General features: G+C 68.4%; 21 protein-coding genes and 1 pseudogene. 8 read left to right on the top strand and 14 right to left on the bottom strand.

Features of this window, described 5'->3' with window-relative positions:
• The first annotated feature begins 36 nt into the window (after positions 1–36).
• Positions 37–591, top strand: a complete 555-nt coding sequence (locus tag FZ025_RS17855; protein WP_046979016.1) for an arsinothricin resistance N-acetyltransferase ArsN1 family A — start codon at positions 37–39, stop codon at positions 589–591.
• 126 nt (positions 592–717) lie between these two features.
• Here FZ025_RS17855 and FZ025_RS17860 read toward each other — a convergent pair whose 3' ends face one another.
• The 12 genes from FZ025_RS17860 to asnS all read right to left on the bottom strand — a co-directional run bounded on the left by FZ025_RS17860 (position 718) and on the right by asnS (position 12,481).
• Positions 718–1,254 (bottom strand): DUF2939 domain-containing protein, encoded by a 537-nt coding sequence (locus tag FZ025_RS17860; RefSeq protein ID WP_046979017.1) that lies wholly within the window; start codon positions 1,252–1,254, stop codon positions 718–720.
• 46 nt (positions 1,255–1,300) lie between these two features.
• A complete protein-coding gene (locus FZ025_RS17865; RefSeq protein WP_046979018.1) occupies positions 1,301–1,987 on the bottom strand; it encodes a DUF2461 domain-containing protein in 687 nt (228 codons plus the stop codon).
• On the bottom strand, positions 1,984–3,438 hold the full coding sequence (sbcB, locus tag FZ025_RS17870; RefSeq protein WP_046979019.1) for an exodeoxyribonuclease I: 1,455 nt from the start codon (positions 3,436–3,438) through the stop codon (positions 1,984–1,986). The genes FZ025_RS17865 and sbcB overlap by 4 nt, the downstream gene beginning before the upstream one ends.
• Positions 3,439–3,558: 120 nt before the next feature.
• The gene (locus FZ025_RS17875) at positions 3,559–4,938 is read right to left on the bottom strand and encodes an FAD-dependent oxidoreductase (RefSeq protein ID WP_046979020.1); all 1,380 of its coding nucleotides are present in this window, start codon (positions 4,936–4,938) and stop codon (positions 3,559–3,561) included.
• A gap of 34 nt (positions 4,939–4,972) precedes the next feature.
• Positions 4,973–6,244: a kynureninase gene (gene kynU, locus FZ025_RS17880; protein WP_046979021.1), complete on the bottom strand. Its 1,272-nt coding sequence runs from the start codon at positions 6,242–6,244 to the stop codon at positions 4,973–4,975.
• 30 nt (positions 6,245–6,274) lie between these two features.
• On the bottom strand, positions 6,275–8,398 hold the full coding sequence (locus FZ025_RS17885; RefSeq protein WP_046979022.1) for an FUSC family protein: 2,124 nt from the start codon (positions 8,396–8,398) through the stop codon (positions 6,275–6,277).
• A gap of 31 nt (positions 8,399–8,429) precedes the next feature.
• Positions 8,430–8,954, bottom strand: a complete 525-nt coding sequence (locus tag FZ025_RS17890; RefSeq protein ID WP_046979023.1) for a 3-hydroxyanthranilate 3,4-dioxygenase — start codon at positions 8,952–8,954, stop codon at positions 8,430–8,432.
• Between the two features lie 45 nt (positions 8,955–8,999).
• Positions 9,000–9,662 (bottom strand): carbonate dehydratase, encoded by a 663-nt coding sequence (gene can, locus FZ025_RS17895; protein ID WP_046979024.1) that lies wholly within the window; start codon positions 9,660–9,662, stop codon positions 9,000–9,002.
• Between the two features lie 148 nt (positions 9,663–9,810).
• Positions 9,811–10,437, bottom strand: coding sequence for an FMN-binding negative transcriptional regulator (locus FZ025_RS17900; protein ID WP_046979025.1), 627 nt, complete (start codon positions 10,435–10,437; stop codon positions 9,811–9,813).
• Between the two features lie 7 nt (positions 10,438–10,444).
• Positions 10,445–10,759 (bottom strand): hypothetical protein, encoded by a 315-nt coding sequence (locus tag FZ025_RS17905; protein ID WP_046979026.1) that lies wholly within the window; start codon positions 10,757–10,759, stop codon positions 10,445–10,447.
• The gene (locus tag FZ025_RS17910) at positions 10,756–11,061 is read right to left on the bottom strand and encodes a hypothetical protein (protein WP_003473760.1); all 306 of its coding nucleotides are present in this window, start codon (positions 11,059–11,061) and stop codon (positions 10,756–10,758) included. Before FZ025_RS17910 ends, FZ025_RS17905 begins: the two co-directional genes overlap by 4 nt.
• A gap of 19 nt (positions 11,062–11,080) precedes the next feature.
• Complete coding sequence (gene asnS / locus FZ025_RS17915; RefSeq protein WP_046979027.1) at positions 11,081–12,481, bottom strand: asparagine--tRNA ligase; 1,401 nt, start codon at positions 12,479–12,481, stop codon at positions 11,081–11,083.
• A 141-nt stretch (positions 12,482–12,622) separates the two neighbouring features.
• Here asnS and FZ025_RS17920 point away from each other — a divergent pair, with 141 nt between their 5' ends.
• From FZ025_RS17920 to FZ025_RS17935, 3 genes and pseudogenes are all read left to right on the top strand, one after another.
• Positions 12,623–12,973 (top strand): HesB/IscA family protein, encoded by a 351-nt coding sequence (locus tag FZ025_RS17920; protein WP_046979034.1) that lies wholly within the window; start codon positions 12,623–12,625, stop codon positions 12,971–12,973.
• Positions 12,974–13,153: 180 nt separating this feature from the next.
• A pseudogene (locus FZ025_RS17930) lies at positions 13,154–14,485 on the top strand (tyrosine-type recombinase/integrase); the annotation flags it as partial.
• A 216-nt stretch (positions 14,486–14,701) separates the two neighbouring features.
• Positions 14,702–14,908, top strand: coding sequence for a hypothetical protein (locus FZ025_RS17935; protein ID WP_046979028.1), 207 nt, complete (start codon positions 14,702–14,704; stop codon positions 14,906–14,908).
• A 229-nt stretch (positions 14,909–15,137) separates the two neighbouring features.
• Here the strand turns inward: FZ025_RS17935 and FZ025_RS17945 are convergent, their stop codons facing one another.
• Complete coding sequence (locus FZ025_RS17945) at positions 15,138–17,954, bottom strand: conjugal transfer protein TraG N-terminal domain-containing protein (RefSeq protein ID WP_046979029.1); 2,817 nt, start codon at positions 17,952–17,954, stop codon at positions 15,138–15,140.
• Between the two features lie 261 nt (positions 17,955–18,215).
• Here FZ025_RS17945 and FZ025_RS17950 point away from each other — a divergent pair, with 261 nt between their 5' ends.
• Positions 18,216–19,346 carry a Fic family protein gene (locus FZ025_RS17950; RefSeq protein WP_046979030.1) on the top strand — a complete coding sequence of 377 codons (1,131 nt, stop codon included), beginning with the start codon at positions 18,216–18,218 and terminating at the stop codon, positions 19,344–19,346.
• Positions 19,347–19,762: 416 nt separating this feature from the next.
• Here the strand turns inward: FZ025_RS17950 and FZ025_RS17960 are convergent, their stop codons facing one another.
• A complete protein-coding gene (locus tag FZ025_RS17960; RefSeq protein WP_104558060.1) occupies positions 19,763–20,644 on the bottom strand; it encodes a LysR family transcriptional regulator in 882 nt (293 codons plus the stop codon).
• Between the two features lie 234 nt (positions 20,645–20,878).
• Here FZ025_RS17960 and FZ025_RS17965 point away from each other — a divergent pair, with 234 nt between their 5' ends.
• The 3 genes from FZ025_RS17965 (at position 20,879) to FZ025_RS17975 (ending at position 22,962) form a co-directional block, all read left to right on the top strand.
• The gene (locus tag FZ025_RS17965; protein ID WP_425509712.1) at positions 20,879–21,985 is read left to right on the top strand and encodes an MFS transporter; all 1,107 of its coding nucleotides are present in this window, start codon (positions 20,879–20,881) and stop codon (positions 21,983–21,985) included.
• Between the two features lie 161 nt (positions 21,986–22,146).
• Complete coding sequence (locus FZ025_RS17970) at positions 22,147–22,452, top strand: type II toxin-antitoxin system TacA family antitoxin (protein ID WP_046981734.1); 306 nt, start codon at positions 22,147–22,149, stop codon at positions 22,450–22,452.
• A 3-nt stretch (positions 22,453–22,455) separates the two neighbouring features.
• Entirely contained in the window at positions 22,456–22,962 is a 507-nt protein-coding gene (locus FZ025_RS17975; RefSeq protein ID WP_046981733.1) for a GNAT family N-acetyltransferase, read from the top strand.
• Positions 22,963–22,988: the final 26 nt, after the last annotated feature.

A 22,988-nucleotide genomic window follows, 5' to 3' on the forward strand; every position in this document is an offset into this window, starting at 1 on the left:
TGGTTGCCACCAACAACGAAATAGGAGGGCCACTGCATGCCGATTCGAACCGCCACCCAGGACGACGCCGCAGCCATCGCCGCGATCTACAACCAAGGTATCGCCGAGCGCCGTTCGACGTTCGAGACCCAGCCGCGCCGTACCGAGGAGATCCGCGAGAAGCTGGGAGTGCAGGGCCTCATGCCTTATCTGGTCGCGACCGATGCCGACGGTGCTGTTCTGGGCTGGGCCAACATCAGCAGCTATCGCCCGCGCGCCTGTTACGCCGGGATCGGAGAGTTCTCGATTTACCTCGAACGCGCATCGCGAGGCCGTGGCATCGGCCTGGATTTACTTGAAGCGCTGATTGCGCAAGCCCGTCGCCTGGGCTACTGGAAGCTCTTGTCGCGCATCTTCCCGATCAACGCGGCAAGCCGTGCGTTATGCGCGCGATGCGGCTTTCGTGAGGTGGGGATCTACGAAAAGCACGCGCAGCTGGAAGGTGAGTGGCTGGACGTGGTGATTGTCGAGCGACTGATCGCGGAAAACCTGACACCCGAGCGCGTGCTCGAAATCACCGAGAAGGCTTCCTATCGCACTGGCGCGTGCTAGTCGAAGCACTCGACTGGATCGGCATATCGCGAATCGGGCGGGGCGTCGATCTCGGCTGAATCCCACAGTGGGATTTCCTGGGGCGCGGATGTCGCAGTCCATGGCTCGAGCGTTACCCGGAGATTCCTACAACGGCAGCAGGATGTTGCTGAGCTTCCAGCGCAGCCCGTCGCGGGTGAACACGCAGGGCACCGCGGTGCCGTCGGCGGTGTGGAGGGTGGCGACGAAACGCGAGGTCGATTCGAAGCGGTGTTCGGCCTGCCGCAGCGGTTGCGGCGGGCGCGGCGCGGCATAGCTGTCGCCGCCCACGGTGTCGCCGCTGGCGCGCTTCCACAGCGCATCGCCCTGCAGCAGCGCGCCGATCCCGGCCGGGGTGACCATTGCATCCACGCCGATGCCGCTGACGCTACCGGCCAGCGACAGCAGCGCGCCGCCGAACAGGCCGGCCTGCAGCTCCGGCCCGGCGCGGCGCAGCAGCGCATCGTCGACCTGCGCCTTCAGGTTGACCCGCAGGGTGGGGAAGTCGACGTAGCGCTCCAGCGCCGCCGCGTCGCGCTGTTCCAGCGCCTGGCTGATCCCGCGGATCGCCAGGTAGGGTCCGGCGGCGACATAGCCGCCCAGCGCGAGCAGGGCGAGGAACAGCAATGCCAGCCATTTTTTCATCGTGTGCCTCTGCCTCGTGGTTCGGCCAATGGACAGCGTTGCATCTCTAGAATTCCAGATCCAACGCCGCGCACAAATAATCCACGAACGGGGCCAGCGTCTGCAGGTCGGCGGCGATCAGCGAGCGCAGCTTCGGCCCGGTCATGGTGGCGTCGTCGAGCTGGCGCCAGAACACCCAGTTCTTGTGCTTGAGGTCGTCGATGAATTCGAATTCGGCCGGGAAGCCGCGCGGCGGCCGCACCAGCACTTCGCTGGCCTCGAAATCGAAGCGGCGGCGCAGCTTGGGCGCGTGCGCGGCGGCTTTCCAGCTGCCGGGGTTGTCGAAGATGAACTGGCGCACCTTGCGCTGCGTGTCCGCTTCCGGATGCCACAGGCCGGCGCCGACGAAGCTCTCGCCCGGCTGCAGGTGGAGGTAGAACGAAGGCGCCGGCACCTGCTTGCGCCGCTCGTGGAACAGGCGCGCGCCCTGCCAGGTCTTGTACGGCGATTTGTCGTGGGAGAAGCGCGCGTCGCGATGGATGCGGAACAGCGAGCCGCCGACCCCGCGCGGGTCGGCGCGGAAATGCTCGCTGACCTGGGCCAGGTCCGGCTGCAGGTCGGTGATCAGGCGCAGGAACGGCTGGCGCACGTGTTCTTCGTACTTGTGCCGGTTGTCGTTGAACCAGGCCTTGTCGTTGTGCCGCGCCAGGGCACGCAGGAACTTGAAGCTGGCGTCGCTGAAATAGCTGGTCATAGGGTGCGTTGCAGGTCCTGGCCCCAGGCGGCCAATTGGTCGAGCAGGGCCTGCTTGGTAGCATCGTCGGGGTGAGCCAGACGTAAATCGGTGAGCTGCGCGTAGTAGCCGTCGAAGCCCAGTTCCGCCAGGCCGCTGTCGCCATGCAGGCGCCGGCGCCGGTAGTCATCCCAGCGGCCCTGCTCGGCGATCGACAGCGTTTGCGGCCAGTTGCGCGCGCGGTAGCGGAACAGCAGCTCGGGCAGGCGCGGGTCGCGGAAGCCCGGATCGCGGAAGCCATGCGCCAGCGGCGCCAGCTGCGCCGGCGGAGTCGCGCGCACCTGCGCCATCGCGCGCTTGTCGGTGTCGGCCAGGAAACCGTCGTACAGCGAGGCATCGACATCGGCGGGGGCCGACGCGCGTTCGCTGCCGAACACGCGGCGCACCTTCTCGGCCAGCTCCGGCCCGGCTTCGCGCAGGCGCGCGGCCTTGGCCAGGATCTGCGCCGGGTCGATCTGCAGGCGGGCGAAGTCGGGCTCGCGCAGGTGCGCCCAGGCGACCAGCGCCGGCGCCTTGTTCAGGTGCACTTCCTTCAGCGGGATGCGCTGCTCGCCCTCGGGCAGGTCGGCCTGCGGGGTGTACAGGCGGTCGGCGATCTGCTCCGGCGTGTAGCGCAGCAGCGGTTCGATGTCGCCTTCCAGGTCGAACACCAGCACCCGGCTGTCGATGCGCGGATGCCGCGCCAGCGGCAGCACCGGCGCCGCGCACAGGCGTGCGGCCGGATAGCGCATCGACACGTGCAGCACCGGCTGCATCGCCAGCACGTCGAGCAGGCCGCCGCAGAAGCGCTTGTCGCGCAGTTTCAGCGCGTAGTCCCACAGCCGCGGTTGCCGCTCGCGGAACAGCCGCGCCATGCCGATGGTGGCGTAGACGTCGGACAGCGCCTCGTGCGCGTCGCCGTCGCGCACGCCGTTGGCCAGCGCCAGCTGCTCCAGCTTGAACGAGGTGGCGCCGTCGTCGCGCTGCGGCCAGACGATGCCGTCCGGGCGCAGCGCGTGCATCAGCCGCAGCATGTCCAGCAGGTCCCAGCGCGAATTGCCGCCGCGCCACTCGCGCTCGTACGGATCGTGGAAATTGCGGAACAGGCCGTGGCGCACGAATTCGTCGTCGAAGCGCAGCGAGTTGTAGCCCAGCGTGCAGGTCTGCGGCCGCGCCATCTGCTCGGCGATGCGCGCGAACGCATCGGCCTCGTTGACCCCGTCGCGCAGCGCCTGCTGCGGCGTGATGCCGGTGATCAGCGTGGCGATCGGCGAGGGCAGCAGGTCGTCGGCCGGCTGCACGAAGAAACTGACCGGCTCCTCGACCACGTTCAGCGCCGCATCGGTACGCACCGCCGCGAACTGGGCGATGCGCGTGCGCCGCGGATCGGCGCCGAAGGTTTCCAGGTCGTAGAAGAGAAAGCTGTCGGGCATGTGGGGTCGGCGGCTATGTGGGGAAGGCTTCGGCCGCGAATGCGCCGCCGGCTGCGGCCAGTGCCGCGTCGCGCCTTTCCCATCCGTGGCGGGGCGACGTAGAGGGTAAGGCAGATCGGCTCAATGCGCGCCCTCCAGCGGTGCCAGGCGTTCGTGCACGGTTCGCTGCAGCCACGCCCAGTCGATCCGCGACAGGTCGCTGTGGCCCTGCGTGGCCTGCAGCAGGATCTCGCGCTGGATCTCGCTGCGCCGCAGCGCCAGCGCGTACGGCGTGCGCAGGAAGGTGACCATGGTGTAGTGCGGCACGAAGCGGGTCGGATGGCGCGCCTGCAGCGCCTGCTCCAGTTCGCGCTGCAGCAGGAAGCCGGCATCGCCGACGCGGTCGCGCATCTCGATGTAGTTCTCCAGCGCCATCTGCTGGATCGCGCTGGCGTTGGGCTTGCGCTCGGCCTCGAACGCGGCATAGGCGCGGCCCAGGTCCGGTTCGCGCTGCAGGTGCGCGGCCAGCGCCACGCAATCCTCGAACGCGCAGTTCATGCCCTGGCCGTGGAACGGCACCATCGCATGCGCGGCGTCGCCGAGCAGCACCGCGCGCCCGTCCAGGTGCCAGCGCTGCAGCCGCAGCGTGCCGAGCAGGCCCGGCGGGTGCTGCTCCCAGTGTTCGGCCAGTTGCGGCATCAGCGGCAGCGCATCGGCGAAGTCGCGTGCGAACAGCGCCAGCGCTTCGGCACCGGTGCGGGTGGTGGCGAAGCTGGGGTCGCCCTTGTTGGGCAGGAACAGGGTGACGGTGAAGGTGCCCTCGTCGTTGGGCAGGGCGATGCACATATAGTGCCCGCGCGGCCAGATGTGCAGCGCGTTGGCCTCGATGCGGAAGCTGCCGTCGGCGTTGGGCGGGATCTCCAGTTCCTTGTACGAATGGTCCAGGAACTCGGTGTGCTCGGCCATCGGCGCCTTGCGCTGCATCGCCGCGCGCAGCGCCGAGCCGGCGCCGTCGGCGCCGATCATGCTGTGGAAGCGGATGTCGTGCGGCTGGTCGTCGCGGTCGTCGATGAAGCGCGCGTAGCCGGCGTCGAAGTCCACCGTGTGCAGGCGCCGGTAGAAATGGATGCGCGCGCCGGCTTGCTCGGCCAGCTGCAGCAAGGTGATGTTGAGGTTGTTGCGGTGCACCGACCAGATCACCTCGCTGTCGTCGCGGCCGTAGCGCTGCAACTGCTGGCGGCCGTCGGCGAAATGCACCATGCGCCCGCGCATCATCACCGCCTTGGCCATCACCGCGGCATCGGCGCCGGCCTGGCGCAGCGCGTGCAGGCCGCGCTCGGCCAGCGCCAGATTGATCGAGCGGCCGCGCTCGTAGTCCTGGATGCGCGGATCGCCGCGGCGCTCATAGACGGCGACGCGCCAGCCCTGGCGCGAGAGCAGGATGGCGAGCAGGGAGCCGGCCAGGCCGGCGCCGATCAGGGTAATGCTGCGGGGGGAGGCGCTCAAGGAGAAGTCCGGCATGACGCGCGGCGGCGGCCGCGCAGGAGGGGGTGGCTCAGACGCCGGCCCAGGTTTCCGCTTCCTCGACGAAGCGGTAGATGTCGCGATAGCGGGTATACAGCGGCACCGGGCTGATCCGGATCACGTCCGGCTCGCGCCAGTCGCCGAGCACGCCGACCGATTGCAGGTACGCGAACAGCGCACGGCCGCGCGCGCGCCCGCCGATCACGCGCAGCGACAGTTGGCAGCCGCGCTGCGCCGGGTCGGCCGGGGTGAGGATCTGCAAGGTGTGCGCCAGGCGCGCGCGGATCAGCGTCTCCAGGTAGCCGGTGAGCTGCTGCGACTTGCGCCGCAGCGCCGGCAGCCCGGCGCGTTCGAACAGTTCCAGCGAGGCGCGCAGCGGCGCCATGCTCAGGATCGGCGGATTGCTCAGTTGCCAGCCGTCGGCGCCGGGCGCGGCGACGAACTCCGGGCGCATCTGGAAGCGGGTGCGCTTGTCGTGGCCCCACCAGCCGGCGAAGCGCGGCGTGTCGCCGTGGCCATGGCGTTCGTGCACGAAGGCGCCGGCGACCGCGCCGGGGCCGGCGTTGAGGTACTTGTAGTGGCACCACACCGCGAAGTCGGGCGCGGTGTCGTGCAGGGTCAGCGGGATGTTGCCGACCGCGTGGGCGAGGTCGAAACCGACCGCGGCGCCGGCCGCGCGCGCCAGCCGCGCCACCGCGTCCAGGTCGAAGGCCTGTCCGGTGCGGTACTGCACGCCCGGCCACAGCACCAGCGCCAGGCGCGGGCCGTGTTCGCCGATGGCGCGCTCGAGCGCGGCCAGCGACACGATGCCGTCGGCGCCGTCCGGCTGCACTTCGATCAGCGCGGTGGCCGGATCGAAGCCGTGAAAGCGGATCTGCGAGGCCAGCGCATGCTGGTCGGACGGGAACGCGCCGGCCTCGATCAGGATCGCCGGGCGCTCGCGGGTGGGGCGGTAGAAGCTGACCATCAGCAGGTGCAGGTTCACCGTCAGCGTGTTCATCGCCACCACTTCGTGCGGCAGCGCGCCGACCAGCTGCGCCAGCGGCGCGGCGAGCAGTTCGTGGTAGGTCATCCACTGGGTGTCGCCGGTGAAGTGGCCTTCCACCGCCAGCGCCGACCATTGGTCCAGCACCTCCTGCACCGCGGCGCGGGCGCCACGCGGCTGCAGGCCGAGCGAGTTGCCGACGAAGTAGGCCTGGTCGGCGCCCTGGTGCTGCGGGAACAGGAATTCGCGGCGCAGCGCGCGCAGCGGGTCGGCGGCGTCGAGCGCGGTGGCGTGGTTGCGGGTCAGGATCTCGTTCATCGGCAGCGGGCAGCAGGACGTGGGCACAGTCTACCGGTCGCGCTGCGGCGCTTGCTCGGCGGCCGGCAGCATGGCGCTGCGCAACAGGTGGGTGAGGGTGCCGACGCTGTCGGCGACGCGGTCGCTGGTGTCGGCCAGCGCGGTCAGCGCACCGGCCTCGGCGGCATCGGGCAGCTGCGCGGCCAGCGCCTCGGCCAGGCGCCGCTCGTCCGCGCGCAGCGTCGCCTGGCCAGGCGCGCTGCCGCTGCGCAGGCTGTCGGCCAGTTGCGTCAGTGCGGCATGCGCCTGGCGCCGGAACCGCTCCAGTTCCGGCAGCGGCGGCAGCGATGGACTGTCGCGCAGCACCGCTTCCAGCGCCAGCGAGGCGCGGATCAGACGGTTGCCGTTGGCCAATACCGATTCGGCCAGGGTCAGCTCGCGCAGGTTGCGCTTGCGCCGCGGCTCGCCGCGCAGCCGCTCGATCGAGGCCTGCACGTTGGTGCGCGCGGTGCGTGAGGCGGCGCGGGTTTCCGGCAGCGCCTGCAGGCGGCCTTCGAGCAGCGCGGCGAGATGGTCGCGATAGGCCAGCAACAGTTGCGCCAGGGTGGCGCGGATGTGCCGGCGCTCCCAGGTCGGCCACAGCGCGTAGGCGACCAGCGCCAGTGCGCTGCCGAGCACGGTGGCCTGGATGCGCTCGCCGATCGCCTCGCCCGGGGCCATGCCCTCGAACGACAGCAGCAACACCAGCATGCCGGTCAGCGAGGCCACGCCGAGGCCGTAGTTGACCTGGGTCAGCAGGCGGAAGCCCAGGCAGAACACGGTCAGCAGCAACAGCCGCACCACCGTGCCGTCCATCGTGAAGTGGGCCAGCACGGTGGCCAGCAGCAGCCCGGCGAAGGTGCCGGCCACGCGCAGCGCGCCGAAGCTGAGGGTGCCGCCGAAATCCGGCTTGAGCACGATCGCGGTGGTCATCGGGATCCAGTAGCCGTGCGGGATCGCCTGCCAGCGTTCGAACAGCACCGCCAGGCTCAGGCACACGCCGCAGCGCAAGGCATGCCGGAACGCGACCGAGGAAAAACCCAGGTTGGCGCGCAGGGTCTGCAGCGGCGCCAAGGGACGCAGCGCCGCCGGCAGCCGGGCCTCGGCCAGCTCGGCCTGGATCTCGCCGCGGCTGCTGGCCCAGTGGCCATTGCGCACCAGCGCGCGCAGCTGTCCGCCCAGGCCCTGCGCGCGGGCCACGGCGATGCGCAGCAGGCGCCGCTCGCGGCTGTCCTGCGCTTGCGCCTGGGCCAGCGCCAGGGCCTCGGCCAGCGCGTCGAAGCCGGTCATCGAGGCCTCCGCCGCGGCTGGATCGGCGGCGTTGTCCAGCGCGTAGGCGAGCTGGTCCAGCACCACCGCGCTGCGTTCCAGCACCCGCTCGATCGGCCGCCGCGCGCGCGCCGCCGCGTCCAGGCGCCCGTGCAGGTCGGCCAGGGTCAGCAGTTCCAGCCGCGTGCGTTCGCACAGCTCGGCGATGATCCGGAACGACTGCACCGCCAGCCCGCGTGCGCGGTGTTCGCCGTGCAGCATCACCATCGCTTCGAGCACCGCCTCGGTGGCCGGCGGCGCCAGCGTCGCGCTCGGCCGCTGGCGGGCGATGCCGGCCAGCTGCCGCATCAGCTCGGCCAGCGCGAACCGCTCCGGCCGGTAGCGCTGCAGCGGCCAGGCGGCCAGCGCCATCAGCATCTGCAGCATGCCGCCGGCGAAGATCAGCGCGGCCACGCCGACGCTCTGCGCGGCCGGCAGGCGCACGTCGGCGCTGACCACCAGCAGGATCATGCTGGTCAGCCCGACCCGCGCCGCGACCGGGCCCAGCGCCACCAGCAGGCCGCCGCCCAGCCCCAGCAGCAGCGCCGCCAGCGCCAGCGCCGCGGTATGCGCGCCGATCAGCATGCCCAGCAGCGCCGCGGCGCCGGCCGCCAGCGCCGCCATCAGCATGCGCTGCATCCGCGCCCGGTACGGCCCGGGCTGGTCGGAGAACATGGTGTTCAATGCGCCGGTGGCCATCGCCAGGCCGAGCGCGGCATGGCCGCTGGCCACGCCCACGGCGAGCGGGGCGACCACCGCGAAGGTATTGCGCAGGGCGACGCGCAGCGGAACGTCGCGCGGCTTCAGCGCGATCAGGCTGTGCAGCATCGCAGCCTGGCGCGGCGGTCGGCGAGGGCGCTCACGGCGCGGCGGCGGGCGCCGGCAGCGGGTGCACCTGTCCGCAACGGCCGCAGGTGCGCAGCGCCTCGGAGGCGTAGAAGCGCGCGAACACCGGCGGAAAATCGGTCTCGATGTTGCGCAGCGGGAAATATTCTGCGTACAGCAGGTGGTTGCAGCGTTCGCAATACCACTGCAGGCCGTCGTTCTCGTGCGGCAGGCGGCGGCGCTCGATCACCAGGCCCACCGAATCGGGCAGGCGCTGCGGCGAATGCGGCACCTTCGGCGGCAGCAGGAAGGTCTCGCCGGCGCGGATCGGGATCTCGCGCACCGCGCCGTCCTCCTGGATCTTCAGCACCATCTCGCCTTCGAGCTGGTAGAACCACTCGGGGCCTTCGTCGTAGTGGAAGTCCGCGCGCGCGTTCGGCCCGCCGACCACCATCACGATGAAGTCGCCGGCGTAGATGCACTTGTTGCCCACCGGCGGCTTCAACAGGTGCCGGTGCTGTTCGATCCAGGCGTGCAGGTTCAGCGGGGCGGGGAGCATGCGGTGTCCTTGGGTGGTCGCGTCGGCGCGGGTGCCGACAGCGGATCAGCGATCCTCGCGGTCCTGGCAGATCCGCGCCAGTGCGGCATCGTAGCGCGGCGCCAGGTCCTCAATGCGCTCCAGTTCCATGCCCAGGTCGTGCACGCGGCCGTCGCGCAGGCTGTAGACCCAGCCGTGCACGGTCAGTTCCTGGCCGCCGGCCCAGGCGTCGCGCACGATCGAGGTGCGGCTGACGTTGACCACCTGTTCGAGCACGTTGAGCTCGCACAGCCGCGCATGCTGCAGGCTCAGGTCGCCGGCCTGCTGCAGGCAGCCTTCGTGCTTTTCGGCCACGTCGGTGACGTGGCGGATCCAGTTGTCGACCAGGCCCAGGCGCGCGCGGGTCAGTCCGGCATGCACGCCGCCGCAGCCGTAGTGGCCGACCACCAGGATGTGCCGCACCTTCAGCACCTCGACCGCGAACTGGATCACCGACAGGCAGTTGAGATCGGTATGCACGACCACGTTGGCGATGTTGCGGTGGACGAACACCTCGCCCGGCGCCATGTCGATGATCTGGTTGGCCGGCACCCGCGAATCCGAGCAGCCGATCCACAGGTATTGCGGGGTCTGCTGCTTGGATAGGCGGCCGAAGAATTCCGGGTCCTCGCGATTGATGCGCTCGGACCAGGCGCGGTTGTTGTGCAGTAGCTGATCGATCTTGCTCATAGCCGCGCATTATTCCAGAAGCCGGCGCGCGCATGGGCGCGCCGCGGCGGCAGCGGGCGTGGCGCGGTTCATCGGCGCGTACACACGCAGGCGTATGTTGGACCGCGATGAGCGGCGCGTCTGCGCTCGTGTGCGGCTGCAGGCGCGGTCAGCGCCGCTGCAGGCGCGCGCGCATCAATGCGGCCACCGCCTGCGCGCCAGGATCGGCCTGCGCCTGCAAGGCGTCGCTGACCGCCGTCACGTTCGCGGCAGGATGGTTCTGGCTGAGCTTGAATTTCAGTTCCACCCGCTCCGGTTCGAAGCGGAAGCCGACGATGCCGCGCAGCTGGCGCCGCTGCGCGTCGTTGTGCGGTTCGTAGCGCCAGTCGCTGCCGAGCGCGCGCTCGTGGCGTTCGCTGAGCCGCGCCACCAGATCGGCCAGCAGCGCTTCGTCGTCGCTGACCTGCAGCTGGCCATGCAGCTGCGCGGTGGCGTAGTTCCAGGTCGGCACCCGTGCCATCGCTTCCTTGTCCGGATACCAGCCCGGCGACACATAGGCATGCGGGCCGTGCACGATCAGCAGCGCCGGGCCGCGGTGCTGCGATTGCGGATTGGTGCGCGCCCAGTGGCCCTCGATCACGATGCGCGCGCCGTCGCGCCGGTACAGCACCGGCAGCGGCGTGGCGCAGGGCAGGCCGTCGTCGCCGACGCTGACCAGGGTCGCGAACGGATCGCGTGCGATCAGCGCGTCGAGCGCGCCCAGGTCGGTTTCGGCGAACGCCGGTGGGACGTGCATCGGCGGCTCAGGCGCGCGCGCCCAGGGTCTGGGTCATGCGCCCGCGCAGCCCGGCATCGTCGTCGGCCTGCGGCGGCGCCACTGCGTGCAGCGAGAACCCGCGCGCCAGCGCGTCGTCCTCGTCCAGGCCGTCGTAGGCGACGAACTCGGCGTCGAACAGCGCCGCTTGCGCGGTGTCCTCGCTGTCGTAGCTGAGCGTGTTGCCGTCGCTGTCCAGCACATCGGCGGTGCCGGCCTCGCGCACCCGCAGGCGCGCCCACACCAGGATGCGGCCGAGGCTGGCCAGGTACCACCGATCGGCGGCGGATGCGTCTGAAGTCATGGAATCACCAGGGAAAGCAGCCAGAGCAGGGCGGCCATGCCCAGGCCGAAGAAGATGGTCAGCAGCGACAGCCAGGCCGGCGTCGCCAGCCCGGACAACGAGCGGTCGCCTAGCGGGCGGTAGCGCCGCGCCAGCAGCCAGCCCAGCGCCACCGGCTTGAGAAACGCGCCGGGGCCGAACGCCGCCACCAGCGGCGGATGCCGGTCGCGGATATGCACCAGGGTCAGCGGCCAGAAGATCAGGAACGCGCTGAACCCGGCAATGGCCACGCCGACGAAGCACAGCGCGAAGAACAGGATCATGCTGCGGCCTCGGGATGCATCAGAACTCGGCGCTGCCCGGCGCGCGCGGATAGGGGATCGCATCGCGGATGTTGCTCAACCCGCAGATGTAGACCACCAGGCGCTCGAAGCCCAGGCCGAAGCCGGCGTGCGGCACCGTGCCGTAGCGGCGGAAGTCGCGGTACCAGCCGTAGTGCTGCGGATCCAGGCCGAACTGCACCATGCGCGTGTCCAGCACGTCCAGGCGCTCCTCGCGCTGGCTGCCGCCGATGATCTCGCCGATGCCCGGCGCCAGCACGTCCATCGCCGCCACGGTCTTGCCGTCGTCGTTCAGGCGCATGTAGAAGGCCTTGATGTGCTCGGGGTAGTTGGTCACCACCACCGGGCGGCCGACGTGCTGCTCGGTCAGCCAGCGCTCGTGCTCGGTCTGCAGGTCCAGGCCCCATTCCACCGGGAACTCGAACGTGTGCCCGGACTTCTGCAGCAAGGCGATCGCATCGCCGTACTCGATGCGCTCGAACGGCGAGTTGATGAACGCCTCCAGCTTGCTGATCGCGGTCTTGTCCACGCGCTCGGCGATGAACGCCAGGTCGTCGCCGCGCTCATCCAGCACCGCACGGAACAGGTACTTGAGGAAGTCCTCGGCCACCCGCGCGTCCTCGGCCAGGTCGGCGAAGGCGATCTCCGGCTCGATCATCCAGAACTCGGCCAGGTGCCGGGTGGTGTGGCTGTTCTCGGCGCGGAAGGTCGGGCCGAAGGTGTAGACCTTGCTCAGCGCCAGGCAGTAGGCCTCGACGTTGAGCTGGCCGGACACGGTCAGGAAGGTCTCCTTGCCGAAGAAGTCGCGGCCGAAATCGACCTGGCCCTTGGCGTCGCGCGGCAGGTTGGCCAGGTCCAGGGTCGACACGCGGAACATCTGCCCGGCGCCTTCGGCGTCGGAGGTGGTGATGATCGGGGTGCTGATCCAGTTGTAGCCGTTGTGGTGGAAATAGCGGTGCACCGCCTGCGCCAGGCAGTTGCGGATGCGGGTGACCGCGCCGAACAGGTTGGTGCGCGGGCGCAGGTGCGCGACCTCGCGCAGGAACTCCAGCGAATGCGCCTTCGGCTGGATCGGGTAGGTCTCCGGGTCCTCGACCCAGCCCACCACCTCGATCGCCTCGGCCTGGATCTCGAAGCTCTGGCCCTGGCCCTGCGAGGCGACCAGGCGCCCGCGCGCGATCACCGCGCAGCCGGCGGTCAGCCGCTTCACTTCCGACTCGTAGTTGGGCAGTTCGGCCGGCGCCACCACCTGGATCGGCGCGAAGCAGGAGCCGTCGCTGACGTTGACGAAGGACAGCCCCGCCTTGGAATCGCGCCGGGTGCGGACCCAGCCGCGTACCGTCACTTCGCCGCCCGCCGGGATCTTCCCGGCCAGCGCATGCTCAACGCTTGCCACCGTCATGACTTGAATCCTCGCCGCAGCGACTCGATATGGAACGGGCAAGTGTACTGGCTGAACCGCGGCGCTTGCGAGGCGTGGCGCGCATCCGCCGCATCGGTTCCTCCCTATAATGACCGTTCGCTGTTCCCGGAGTCGTTCGCCATGGCCATCCACCTCACTCCCGTCGCCTTCGAACGCGTGCAGCGCTTCGTCGCCCAGACCCCCGGCGCGCTGGGCCTGCGCTTCGGCGTGACCCGCACCGGCTGTTCCGGCTGGGGCCACGTCACCGAGCTGGCGCGCGAAGCGCACCCGGAAGATGCGGTGTTCGAGCAGGATGGGGTGCGCATCTACGTCGATGCCGCCAGCCTGCCGCTGGTCGACGGCACCGAGATCGATTTCGCCAGGCAGGGCCTGGGCGAGACCTTCATCTTCCGCAATCCCAACGCCACCGCCGAATGCGGCTGCGGGGAGAGCTTTACCGTGGACGATTCACACCGTCCCGTAGAGGCCTAGTTTCCTTCTAATTCATTGAATATTCAGTGTTTTTTGTCCGGCGACGTCTCAGGAGGTCCTCGGACGTCTCCGAGGTTTGGGGATATCTGAGGGGGTACAACGCTAAGCCCGGGGATAAGATACCCCCAGTGCGGATGCGAGGACTCTCTCATGGCTGTGGACAAGTTGACCGCGCTTCGGGTGCGGACGGCTCCGCCGGGCAAGTACTTCGATGGCGGCGGGCTGTACCTACCTGGACGTCAAGATGAACGGAGCGCGCTACTGGCGGATGAAGTACCGCTATGGCGGACGCGAGCGCTTGACGGCGTTTGGGGTCTATCCGGACGTTTCGCTTGCAGAGGCACGCAAGCGCCGCGAGAAGGCAAAAGCGCTAGTACGTGAAGGCATCGATCCCAACGAGGCCAAGCGCCAGGATCGCATCGCGACTGCAACGCGGTTGACCAATAGCTTCGAGACCGTCTGCCGCGAGTGGATTGCCGTCCGCGGCGTCAGGTGGACCGAGCGTCACCGAAAGAACCTGATTGCGCAGTTGGAGCGGGATGCGTTTCCGAAGCTGGGCGTCGCCCTGTCACCGCATTGACGCCGACCGAGATCCTTCCCGTCCTCAGGGAGGTAGAGGCACGCGGGTCGCTGGACTCCGCGGGAAGGCTGCTTCAACGGATACGAAAGGCGTTCAACTATGCCGTTTCTACGGGGCGCATAGAAACGAATCCGGTTCGCGACCTGGACGGAGCGCTGACACCTCCCGAGCGTGGACACCACGCCGCCCTTCCCTGGGCAAAGGTGCCCGATTTCCTGAAGGCATTGGCGAAGTACCCGGGCAACCCCGAGACGCGCATCGCATTGCACCTGATGCTCTTGATCTTCGTGCGTAGCGGTGAGCTACGCGGAGCGCGCTGGTCGGAGTTCGAGCCCGAGTTTCTTGAGGCGACTGGCGAGCGGTTGGCATTGTGGACCATTCCTGCCGAGCGCATGAAGAGCAGGCGCGACCATATCGTGCCGCTTGCGCCGCAGGTCGTGGCGTTGTTCCGTCAATTGCATGAGTTCTCCGGAAACACCGAATTCGTGCTTCCGCACCGTACGCGCGCCAAGACGGGAATGAGTGAATCGACATTGCGGGAGGGCATGCACAGGATCGGGTTCGGGGAGTACACCGTGCACGGCTTCCGAGCGCTGGCCTCGACCGAACTCGATGGCCTGGGCTTTCGCCCTGACGTAATCGAGCGACAACTCGCGCATGTCGAGGCCAACCGGGTGCGTGCTGCCTATCATCGAACCGACTATCTGGAGGATCGTCAGCGCTTGATGATCAAGTGGGCCGATATTGTCACGTTGTCCGGAAGGCACGAAGCCGAGGTGGTTGGGGGAAGCAAGCGTCTGGAGGATTCGCTTCCTCCACTCGTCTCGGAAAGTACGGTCTTTCGGCAGCGGCGCCGCATGATGGTGCGCGGTTTGCGCAAAACCCGCGTGACTGGGTCTTCGTACAAATCGACGCAGCCGCACGGCGCGGATTGATTCAATCCCCAACATCTCAAGCGCAGCTTTCCAACTGTTCCTCGACGTAATCCTGGAAGTCGAAGAAGCGAGCGACCCCGGTCGTATCGCGCCGTGCCCAACGAGATGTCGGCTAGTGTGGAATTTAGCCGCGAGAGGGCGTAATTTTCCGTTCAAACGGCAGAGTGCGTTCGTAGTCTGAGTGTCCCTTCCAGCTCGAGCAACAAGTGCCAAATGCGAAAGCTCGTCTTCTATGGCTGCATTGCGCTGGGCGCAGGCGTTGGCGTGCTCCTCGGTGCCGACCAAGGCAGCTGGGGACTGGCGGTGCTGTTTGGCCTGAAGCTGGCGCTCGTCGGCCTCGCGCTGGGCGGCCTGCTCACTTTTTTCGGAGGCAAACCGATGAAGCGGAAGCGAACCAAGGCGAACCCCAGGCGGGACTGAGGAATGGGAGCGTCTCGCGAACCCCATCCGGGACGGGTCAGGGACCAGTCCGGAGGAAATGGACGAGAACTTGTGGGCGGCCACGGGGCATCATCCCATCGCCAACCCGGAGTACCTGGAGGATGTTCGTCGGTCGGAAGAGTTGCTCAGGCATGCCGGAGGCGCGCAGGGCCTTCCGCCAATGGTGGATCGAGACGATTTCGATCCGGGTCGGTGAGGCGCCGCGGGTTCATTCGCCATCGAGTCTCTTCTTGATCGCTTCCTTGGCGCGTTGATACAGCGACTGAGTCACCTCCTTGGCTTCTTCGGCCATGATGCGACCGTCCTGAAGCACCTGGCCGCCGGATTGCATTCCCAACGACTTCCTGCTGGCGAGGGTGCCGTCCTCGGTCTCGACGATCTGGGCGTTCTCCTCGAACCCGCGGCGGGCTTCCTCGGTCTGAGTCCTGATCCGTGCTCCCTCGCCGCGGACGTCATCGCGCAGCGTACTCGGCGCGGTGTCCATCTCGATGCCGTCGGGCGTGTTGTCGAACGTGGAGACTGCCCCGCGATGGCGCTCCTGACTGCCGGACACATCGGCAGTCCGTGCGATAGCGCCGCGTTGCTCGGTGTGGCGCGCGTGGATGCTGTCGAAGGAGTCCGGCACTGCGGTTCCGTCGCTGAAGGTCCGGTTGGGCGAGAGGCCCTGGCGTGCCAGTTCGAACTCCATCATCGCGAACGCGGCGGCGCTGTTGCCGCCGTAGTCCTCCGCGTAGCGGCGGAACATCTCCAGGTTGTGGGGATCCTGGGCGATATCGATGGAGATTGATTCGCCGCGCTCGCGTGCGCTGGAAAGCTGCTCGGTGTAGGCCAGACGTTCGGCATAGCTGGCGTCAGCACGCTGCGACAACGATGTTGTCGAGGACAGCCGGGATGCCATTTCCTGCGCCTCACGCCCATCGCTCGCAATCGCGTTGATCAGGCTGCGATCATGCGAAAGGCGGTCGGCGAAGTGCCGAAATTCCTGGATCTGCTCGCTCGTCATCGAGTCGAGTGCCTTGCGCTCGTCCTGCGACAGGCCCGATGTGTAGTTTTTGGCGGAACTTGCCGTCACTCCGGAGGAAACGCTGTGCGCCCCCTTGCGCTTGCCCCATTGGTACGCACCGGGCAGCCTGAACGCAGCGCTGGCGATCTGAGATTGTGTCAGTCCCGTCGTTTCAGCCACGCGCCGCGAGATGCCGTCCAATCGGCTGAGCGACCCGCCAAGCTCCTCGGAGCTGCTATCCGTGGTTCCCTCGCTGTGGCGAATGGACTGGAGCTTGGTCAACCCCCTCGCAAACGTGTCGGTCAGGGCTGCGGACCGCTCGCGGTTCGCCGAGATCGCTTCACTGCGCGCACTGTCGGCCATCCGGCTGGCCTCGCTGACATCCTGCTCGGACACCCGCATCGATACGACCCGCGACGCGAAACCCTCGTTGCGCAGCATCGACATGGCCGCGCGCCCGGTCAGCGCATTGCTGGTCAGCGTGTTCCCGCTGATGTCGTCCTGCAGGCTGCCCATGAACGCCGAGGTGCGGTTCGGTGCCAGCCGGGTCTGGTCCATCGCCACGTTGCCCATGCTGACGTTGCCTGCCGCCGCCGCCCCGGTGGCCCCGGACAACGTGGCTTGCAGCCCGGACAACCCACCGACCAGGGCGGTGCCGAAGTTCTCCATGCGCTTGAGTGCCGCCCAGGCGATGAACGGGATGCTCATCGACAGGTAGCCAACCACGGCCTCGCCGGAGATGGCCCGGGAGTAGATCGTCGAGGCGGTCTGCAACGACAGTGACTTGGTGCCGGTGCCGAGGTCGGCCGCCGCGCTCAGGTCGTAGGCCGCGTAGGTGGTGGCCATGTAGTTGAGCACGGCATACAGCGGGGGCCAGAGCTGGATCCAGATCAGGACCGAGGCGTAGCCCTTGAACGCCATCATCGTTTCCTTGCCGCTGGTCAGCAGCAGCAACAGCACGAACAGCGGGAACAGGGCGTAGGTGATCGCCTCGATCACGTTGCGGAACACGGGCAGCGCCTGCTCTGCGACTTTTCCGTAGTTGATCCAGGCAGCGTTCTGCTGTGCGGTGGCCTGGGCACGGCCCATCGCCAACACCATGGCGGCTGGATCGTTGGAGCGCTGGCCGGCCAGCTTGCCGGCATCGTGGATGACGTTCAGTACCGCATTCTGGCGGATCAGGTCGGCGGTCGTGGCCGAGGCGTCGGCGATGCGGTTCTTCAGGTAGGCCTGCTGCACCTGGCCGGCGATCGCCGCCGCGGCGGCGGTGCCGGGCAGGGTGGGGTTGAGCTGGAAGGCGAGTTTTCCCTGGATGCGGCTGATCTGCGCGGGTAGCCGGTTGTCGAGGTTGAGGTAGACGTTTGGGCAGGTGTCGACGGTGCTGCCGGCGGCGGTGGACAGCGTGCTGAACCGGGCCGGGTTCGGGGTTCCGAGCAACGGCCAGACGTCGGCCGAGGTCGAGAACGTGGCCGGGTCCACGGTGCCGTCGATCAGGTCGTATACCGTGCAGTTCAGCAGGAAATTGATCGTGTCGGTGCGGAAGTTCGGGTCGGGGAACGCCACGTTGCCGGCTTCCCGGATCAGCCGGTTGCCGAACATCAGGCCATTCTGGGCATAGGCCAGCTCGCTTGGCAGCGCGCCTTCGCCGGGAATCGTCTGGAAGGCGGTCTCGAACAGGCCCGTCAGGGTGTGGCCAATCGTACTGGTCACGCTGCCGAGCACCGCTACGCCGAACGGCACGTTGTCCACGACCCGAACCGGCGAGCCGCCGGTCTTGTCGACGATGCCGACCGTCACCTTTGGCACGATCAGCAGGGAGAACACCAGCACCACCGAGCCCAGCCACTTCCAGCCCAGCAGTTTCTCCGGGGCGAAGGCATAGGCGATCAGCGCGGCGACGAAGCCGCTGAACGCCACCGCGGCGATCGCCGACAGGTAGTCGCCCGATGCGTGGATCGCTGCTGCGGCATGGAAGATGCCGTAGAGGCTCGCGGAATTCTGGTAGGCGTAGATCTCCCACATCTCAGTTCCCGACGGACGTACTCCGGCATGCGCGGAGTCCGGCGATGCCTCGGCCTGCCCCGACAGAGTCCCAGCTTGCGGTTCGGGCTGGGGGCAGTCCTTGGGAAATGGGGCGAATTGGCCCCGGTTTTCGTTGTCAGGCCTCGTTTCTGTACTCCGGGCGCTTGTGCCGTCAGCCGATGCTTTGCCGGCCATCCGGGCGTTGACGGGAGGCGAATAAGCGGCATAATCGCTTCAATAGATGATCTGATTAGGTGGCTAATGGCCTCGCGGCGCTGGATTTGGGAGTCCCCGGACTGGCCCGGTTTTACCTGGGATCTGGCGCGGCTTGCGCCAGCATTGGCGGCGGCCCGCAGGTCGCAGGGGGAGCTGGCCGGGGCTGCGCGCCTGCTGGATGCCCCGTTGCAGACGCGGGCCGGGGCTGACCTGTTGCTGCAGGACGCACTGGGCACCAGCCAGATCGAAGGCGAACATCCGAATCCCGATGGGGTACGTTCCTCGATCGCCCGTCGCCTTGGCTTGCCGCATGCCGGGCTGCCTGCGCCGGAGCGAACCACCGAGGGGCTGGTCGACATGCTGTTCGATGCCACTCAACGCTATCGGGAGCCACTGACGCTGGAACGCCTGTGCGCCTGGCAGGCGTCCCTGTTTCCCGAGGATCGCCCGCTGTTGCGCCGTATCCGCACCGGCCAGCTACGCGGCGATGAACCCATGCGCGTGGTTTCCGGCCCGCTCGAGCACGAGAAAGTGCATTACGAAGCTGTACCCCGGCCGCAGCTGGAAGCGGAGATGGAGCGCTTCCTGGCATGGTTCGCGCAGCCCCCGTCTGATCTGGATGGCCTGCTTCGCGCCGGAATCGCGCATGTGTGGTTCGAGCTGATCCACCCGTTCGAGGATGGCAACGGCCGCGTGGGGCGGGCCTTGATGGACATGGCCCTGGCGCAGGATGAACAGCGCAGCTTGCGCTTGTTCAGCCTCTCGGCACAGTTCCTGCGCGAACGCGGCGACTACTACGCCTTGCTGGAACGGGTCGGCAAATCCGGTCTGGACGTCACCGACTGGCTGCTGTGGTTCTTGCAGCAGGTTCAGGCCGCCAGTGTGGCGGCACAGGCCACCTCGGCCTCCGTACTGGCCAAGGCCCGGTTCTGGATGCATCAGGCCACGACCTCCCTCAACGAGCGCCAGCGCAAGGTGCTTAACCGTCTTCTCGATGCCGGCCCGGATGGTTTCGAGGGCGGGATGACCACGCGCAAGTACGTGGGCCTGGCCAAGGTCAGCCGCGCCACGGCCTTCCGCGAACTGGCGCACATGGTGGAACAGGGTTGCCTCGTCCCCACGGCCTCCAAGGGGCGCAGCGCGGCGTACGAGATCGACTGGTCGCGGTGGACATAACGGCACTGTTTCCTCGGAGATGTCTCTGCCTGTCCCGGGGACGTCCAGCTTGCAGTCCCCCGCAGGGGACTCTCCTTGGGAAATGGGGCGAATTGCCCCCGGTTTCGTTGTCAGGCCACGTCCTCGCGGGCGGGGCGTTCCAGATCGAAGGCGAACATCCGAATTCCGAGGGGCGTGTTCCTCGCGCGCCGGAATCGCGACAGCGCCCCGGTGCGCCGGATCACGGTCCGATGCCCTGGCAAGGACAGCGATCCGGTGCTGGTCACCCACAGGCTGACCCGTTCGGCGGCTGAGGTGGCCGCCTGCTACAAAGCGCGTTGGCAGATCGAGTTGTTCTCCAAGTAGATCAAGCAGCACCTGAAAATAAGAACCTTCTACGGCCGCAGCGAGAACGTGGTCCGCATCCAGGTGCTCCTCTACAAGGGCATCGCCAAGTAGTCCTGCAGCCGCGGCACCATGAAGTCCAGGAACGCGCGTACTCGCTGCGGCATCCGCGGGCCGCCGCGGTACAGCGCGTTGATCTGCTCCTGGTCGGAAATACCGGCACCGGCCAGCACCTCGACCAGCCGTCCGGCTGCCAGGTCCGCGCGCACGTGGTAGTCGCCCAGGCGCGCCAGGCCGACCCCGGCTACGGCCAGTTGCCGCAGCGTCTCGCCGTTGTTGGCCAGCAGCGAGCTGCCAGCCTGGCCCGGCCACTGCGGCACCACGCGACGGAAATTGAAGTCCAGGCAGTTGTGCGCGGCCAGGTCCTCCGGCGTGCGCGGCACGCCGTGTCGCTCCAGGTAGGCCGGCGCGGCGACGATCCGGCGCGGGATCGTGGCGATCGTGCGCGCATGCAGCGCTGAATCGTTCAACCGCCCCACCCGGAACGCCACGTCGGTCCGGTCCAGGTACAGGTCCGTCAGCTGGTCGGACGCGGACAGGTCCACCACCACGCCCGGATGACTGCGCCAGAACGCCGGCAGCAGCGGCGCCAGCGCCAGCGTGGCGAAGGCGATCGGGGCGTTGACCCGCACGATCCCGCTGGCGCAGTCCGCCCCCTGTGCCAGGGTCTGGTCGATGTCATCCAGCTCGGCCAGAAGCGCCTGCGCGCGTTCGTAGTACAGCCGGCCCTCGGCGGTCGGCGCCAGGTGCCGGGTCGAGCGCTCGATCAGGCGCACCCCGAGCCGGCGCTCGATCCGCGCCACCAGCTTGCTGACGGTGGAGGGCGTCATCTGCAGCAGCCGCGCCGCCGCCGAGAAGCTGCCGGCATCGATCACGCCCAGGAACACCCGCATTTCCCCAACCCGGTTGTCCATGTCCACACCTGTGAAACAGATTCCACAGTCTTGTGCGCAGCCGACGGATTTTCAAGGGAATTGATGCACGGTAGCGTATGGATCTTCTCTGTCATCCCTCTCCCCGCCCCCATGTCTTCCTCCTCCGTCCCCTCTGGCGCTCCCGCGCCGGCATCCCCAGACCGTTCCTCCGTCCTGCCCCTGCTCGCGCTGGCGATCGGCGCCTTCGCCATCGGCGTCACCGAGTTCGCGCCGATGGGCCTGCTGCCGGTGATCGCCGCCGGCGTGGAGGTCTCCATTCCCAAGGCCGGCCTGCTGGTCAGCGCCTACGCCACCGGCGTGCTGGTCGGCGCGCCGCTGATGACGCTGGCGCTGTCGCGTTTCCCGCAACGCCAGGCGCTGATGTTGCTGATGGCCATCTTCACCGTCGGCAACCTGCTGTCCGCGCTGGCCACCGGCTATACCGGCCTGCTGCTGGCGCGGCTGGTCACCAGCCTCAACCACGGTGCGTTCTTCGGCCTGGGCGCGGTGGTGGCCGCCAGCGTGGTGCCGCCGCAGCGGCAGGCCAGCGCGGTGGCAACCATGTTCATGGGCCTGACCATCGCCAACATCGGTGGCGTGCCGGCGGCGACCTGGCTGGGACAGACGCTGGGCTGGCGGCTGTCGTTCGCCGCCACCGCCGGCCTGGGCGTGCTGGCGATGGCCGCGCTGTGGCTGGCGCTGCCGGCCGGCGAGCGCGGGCGCATGCCCGACGTGCGCGCCGAGCTGCGCGTGTTGACCCGCCCGGTGGTGCTGGCGGCGCTGGCGACCACGGTGCTGAGTGCTGGGGCGATGTTCGCGCTGTACACCTACATCGCGCCGTTCCTGCAGGAGCGCACCGGGGCCTCGCCGGGCTTCGTCACCGCGATGCTGGTGCTGGTCGGGGTGGGCTTTTCGATCGGCAATGTCGTGGCCGGCCGCCTGGCCGACCGCTCCGTGGACGCCACCCTGATCGGCGTGCTGGCCGTCCTGGTCGCGATCATGCTGCTGCTCCCGATCCTGGCCGGCACCCAGCTCGGCGCCGCGCTCGGCATCCTGGTGTGGGGCGCGGCCGCCTTCGCGGTGGTGCCGCCGATCCAGATGCGGGTGATGCGCGCGGCGGCCGAGGCACCGGGGTTGGCGTCGTCGGTCAACGTCGGTGCCTTCAATCTCGGCAATGCGCTCGGCGCTGCCGCTGGCGGCGCGGTGATCTCCGGCGGACTGGGCTATGCGTCGGTGTCCGCCGCAGGCGCCGTGTTGGCCGCATCGGCGCTGGCACTGGTGGTGGCGCAGGTGGCGGCGACGCGGCGTGCCGCGGCGGCTTGCGACTGCACCAATCCGTAGGCCGGCAGCCTTCCGGCCGTCGTCCCTACACAGGCACACTGCTGTCCGGGGACGTTTCGTCGATTCGCGAGCCGAGGCGAGGGAAACAGGCATGCTTTGGGTGGCGACGTATTGTAATATGCGCTACGATCCATCGCCCGAGACGGCTTAGGAGACACGTCATGCCCCGTATGGCCGAGCGCAAGGACCACCCACTTTCGATGCGGTTGCCCGACGCCGACATCGCCATCATCGATCGTGCCGCGACGCTACGTGGGCGTTCGCGGACCGATTTCGTGCGCGAGGCCGCCGTGCGAGCGGCCGAGGACGTGCTGATGGAGACGGCGCCTGTCCGAATGACGCCGGAGGGCTTCGACGCCTTCATGCAGGTGCTGTCCGGCCCCGTGGTCCCGGTGCCCGAGATGGTGGAACTGCTTCGGCGCCGCGCGCCATGGGAGCGGCAGGACGCGATGAGCCGCCAGGATTGAGACGTGTCGCTCTCTGCTCCGGAGCCGCTCGGCTCGAAACATGAGGTATCGGGGTTCACGTGCGGCAAGCCGGCCCTGGATCGTTGGTTGAAGACGCGCGCGCTGTCCAACCAGGAGAAGGGCTTTACCGCGGTGATGGTGGTTCATGAGGACAACCGGGTGGTCGGCTACTACGGTCTTGCACCGACGGCCATCGTGCCCGGGCGGATGCCGCGTTCCATTCGAACCGGACAGCCGCCCGATCCGGTCCCCTGCCTGCTGCTGGGGCAACTCGCCACGGATGAGCGATGGAAGGGCAAGGGCATTGGAACCGGGCTGCTCAAGCATGCTCTGCGGCGGTGTGTCGCGGCGGCGTCCCTCGTGGGTGGCAGGGCCCTGATCGTGAATGCGGTCGACGCGGAGGCCGCAACGTTCTGGGGGCGACGCGGTTTCATTGCGTCCAAGGATGATCCCCTGGTGTTGTTCCGCTCCATCGCCGATATCGCCGCTTCCATCGATCAGGCCGGCTAGCGTTTCGATCCCGCCCGTGCGCCGCA

Source organism: Xanthomonas hyacinthi (genome assembly GCF_009769165.1).
GTDB lineage: Bacteria > Pseudomonadota > Gammaproteobacteria > Xanthomonadales > Xanthomonadaceae > Xanthomonas_A > Xanthomonas_A hyacinthi.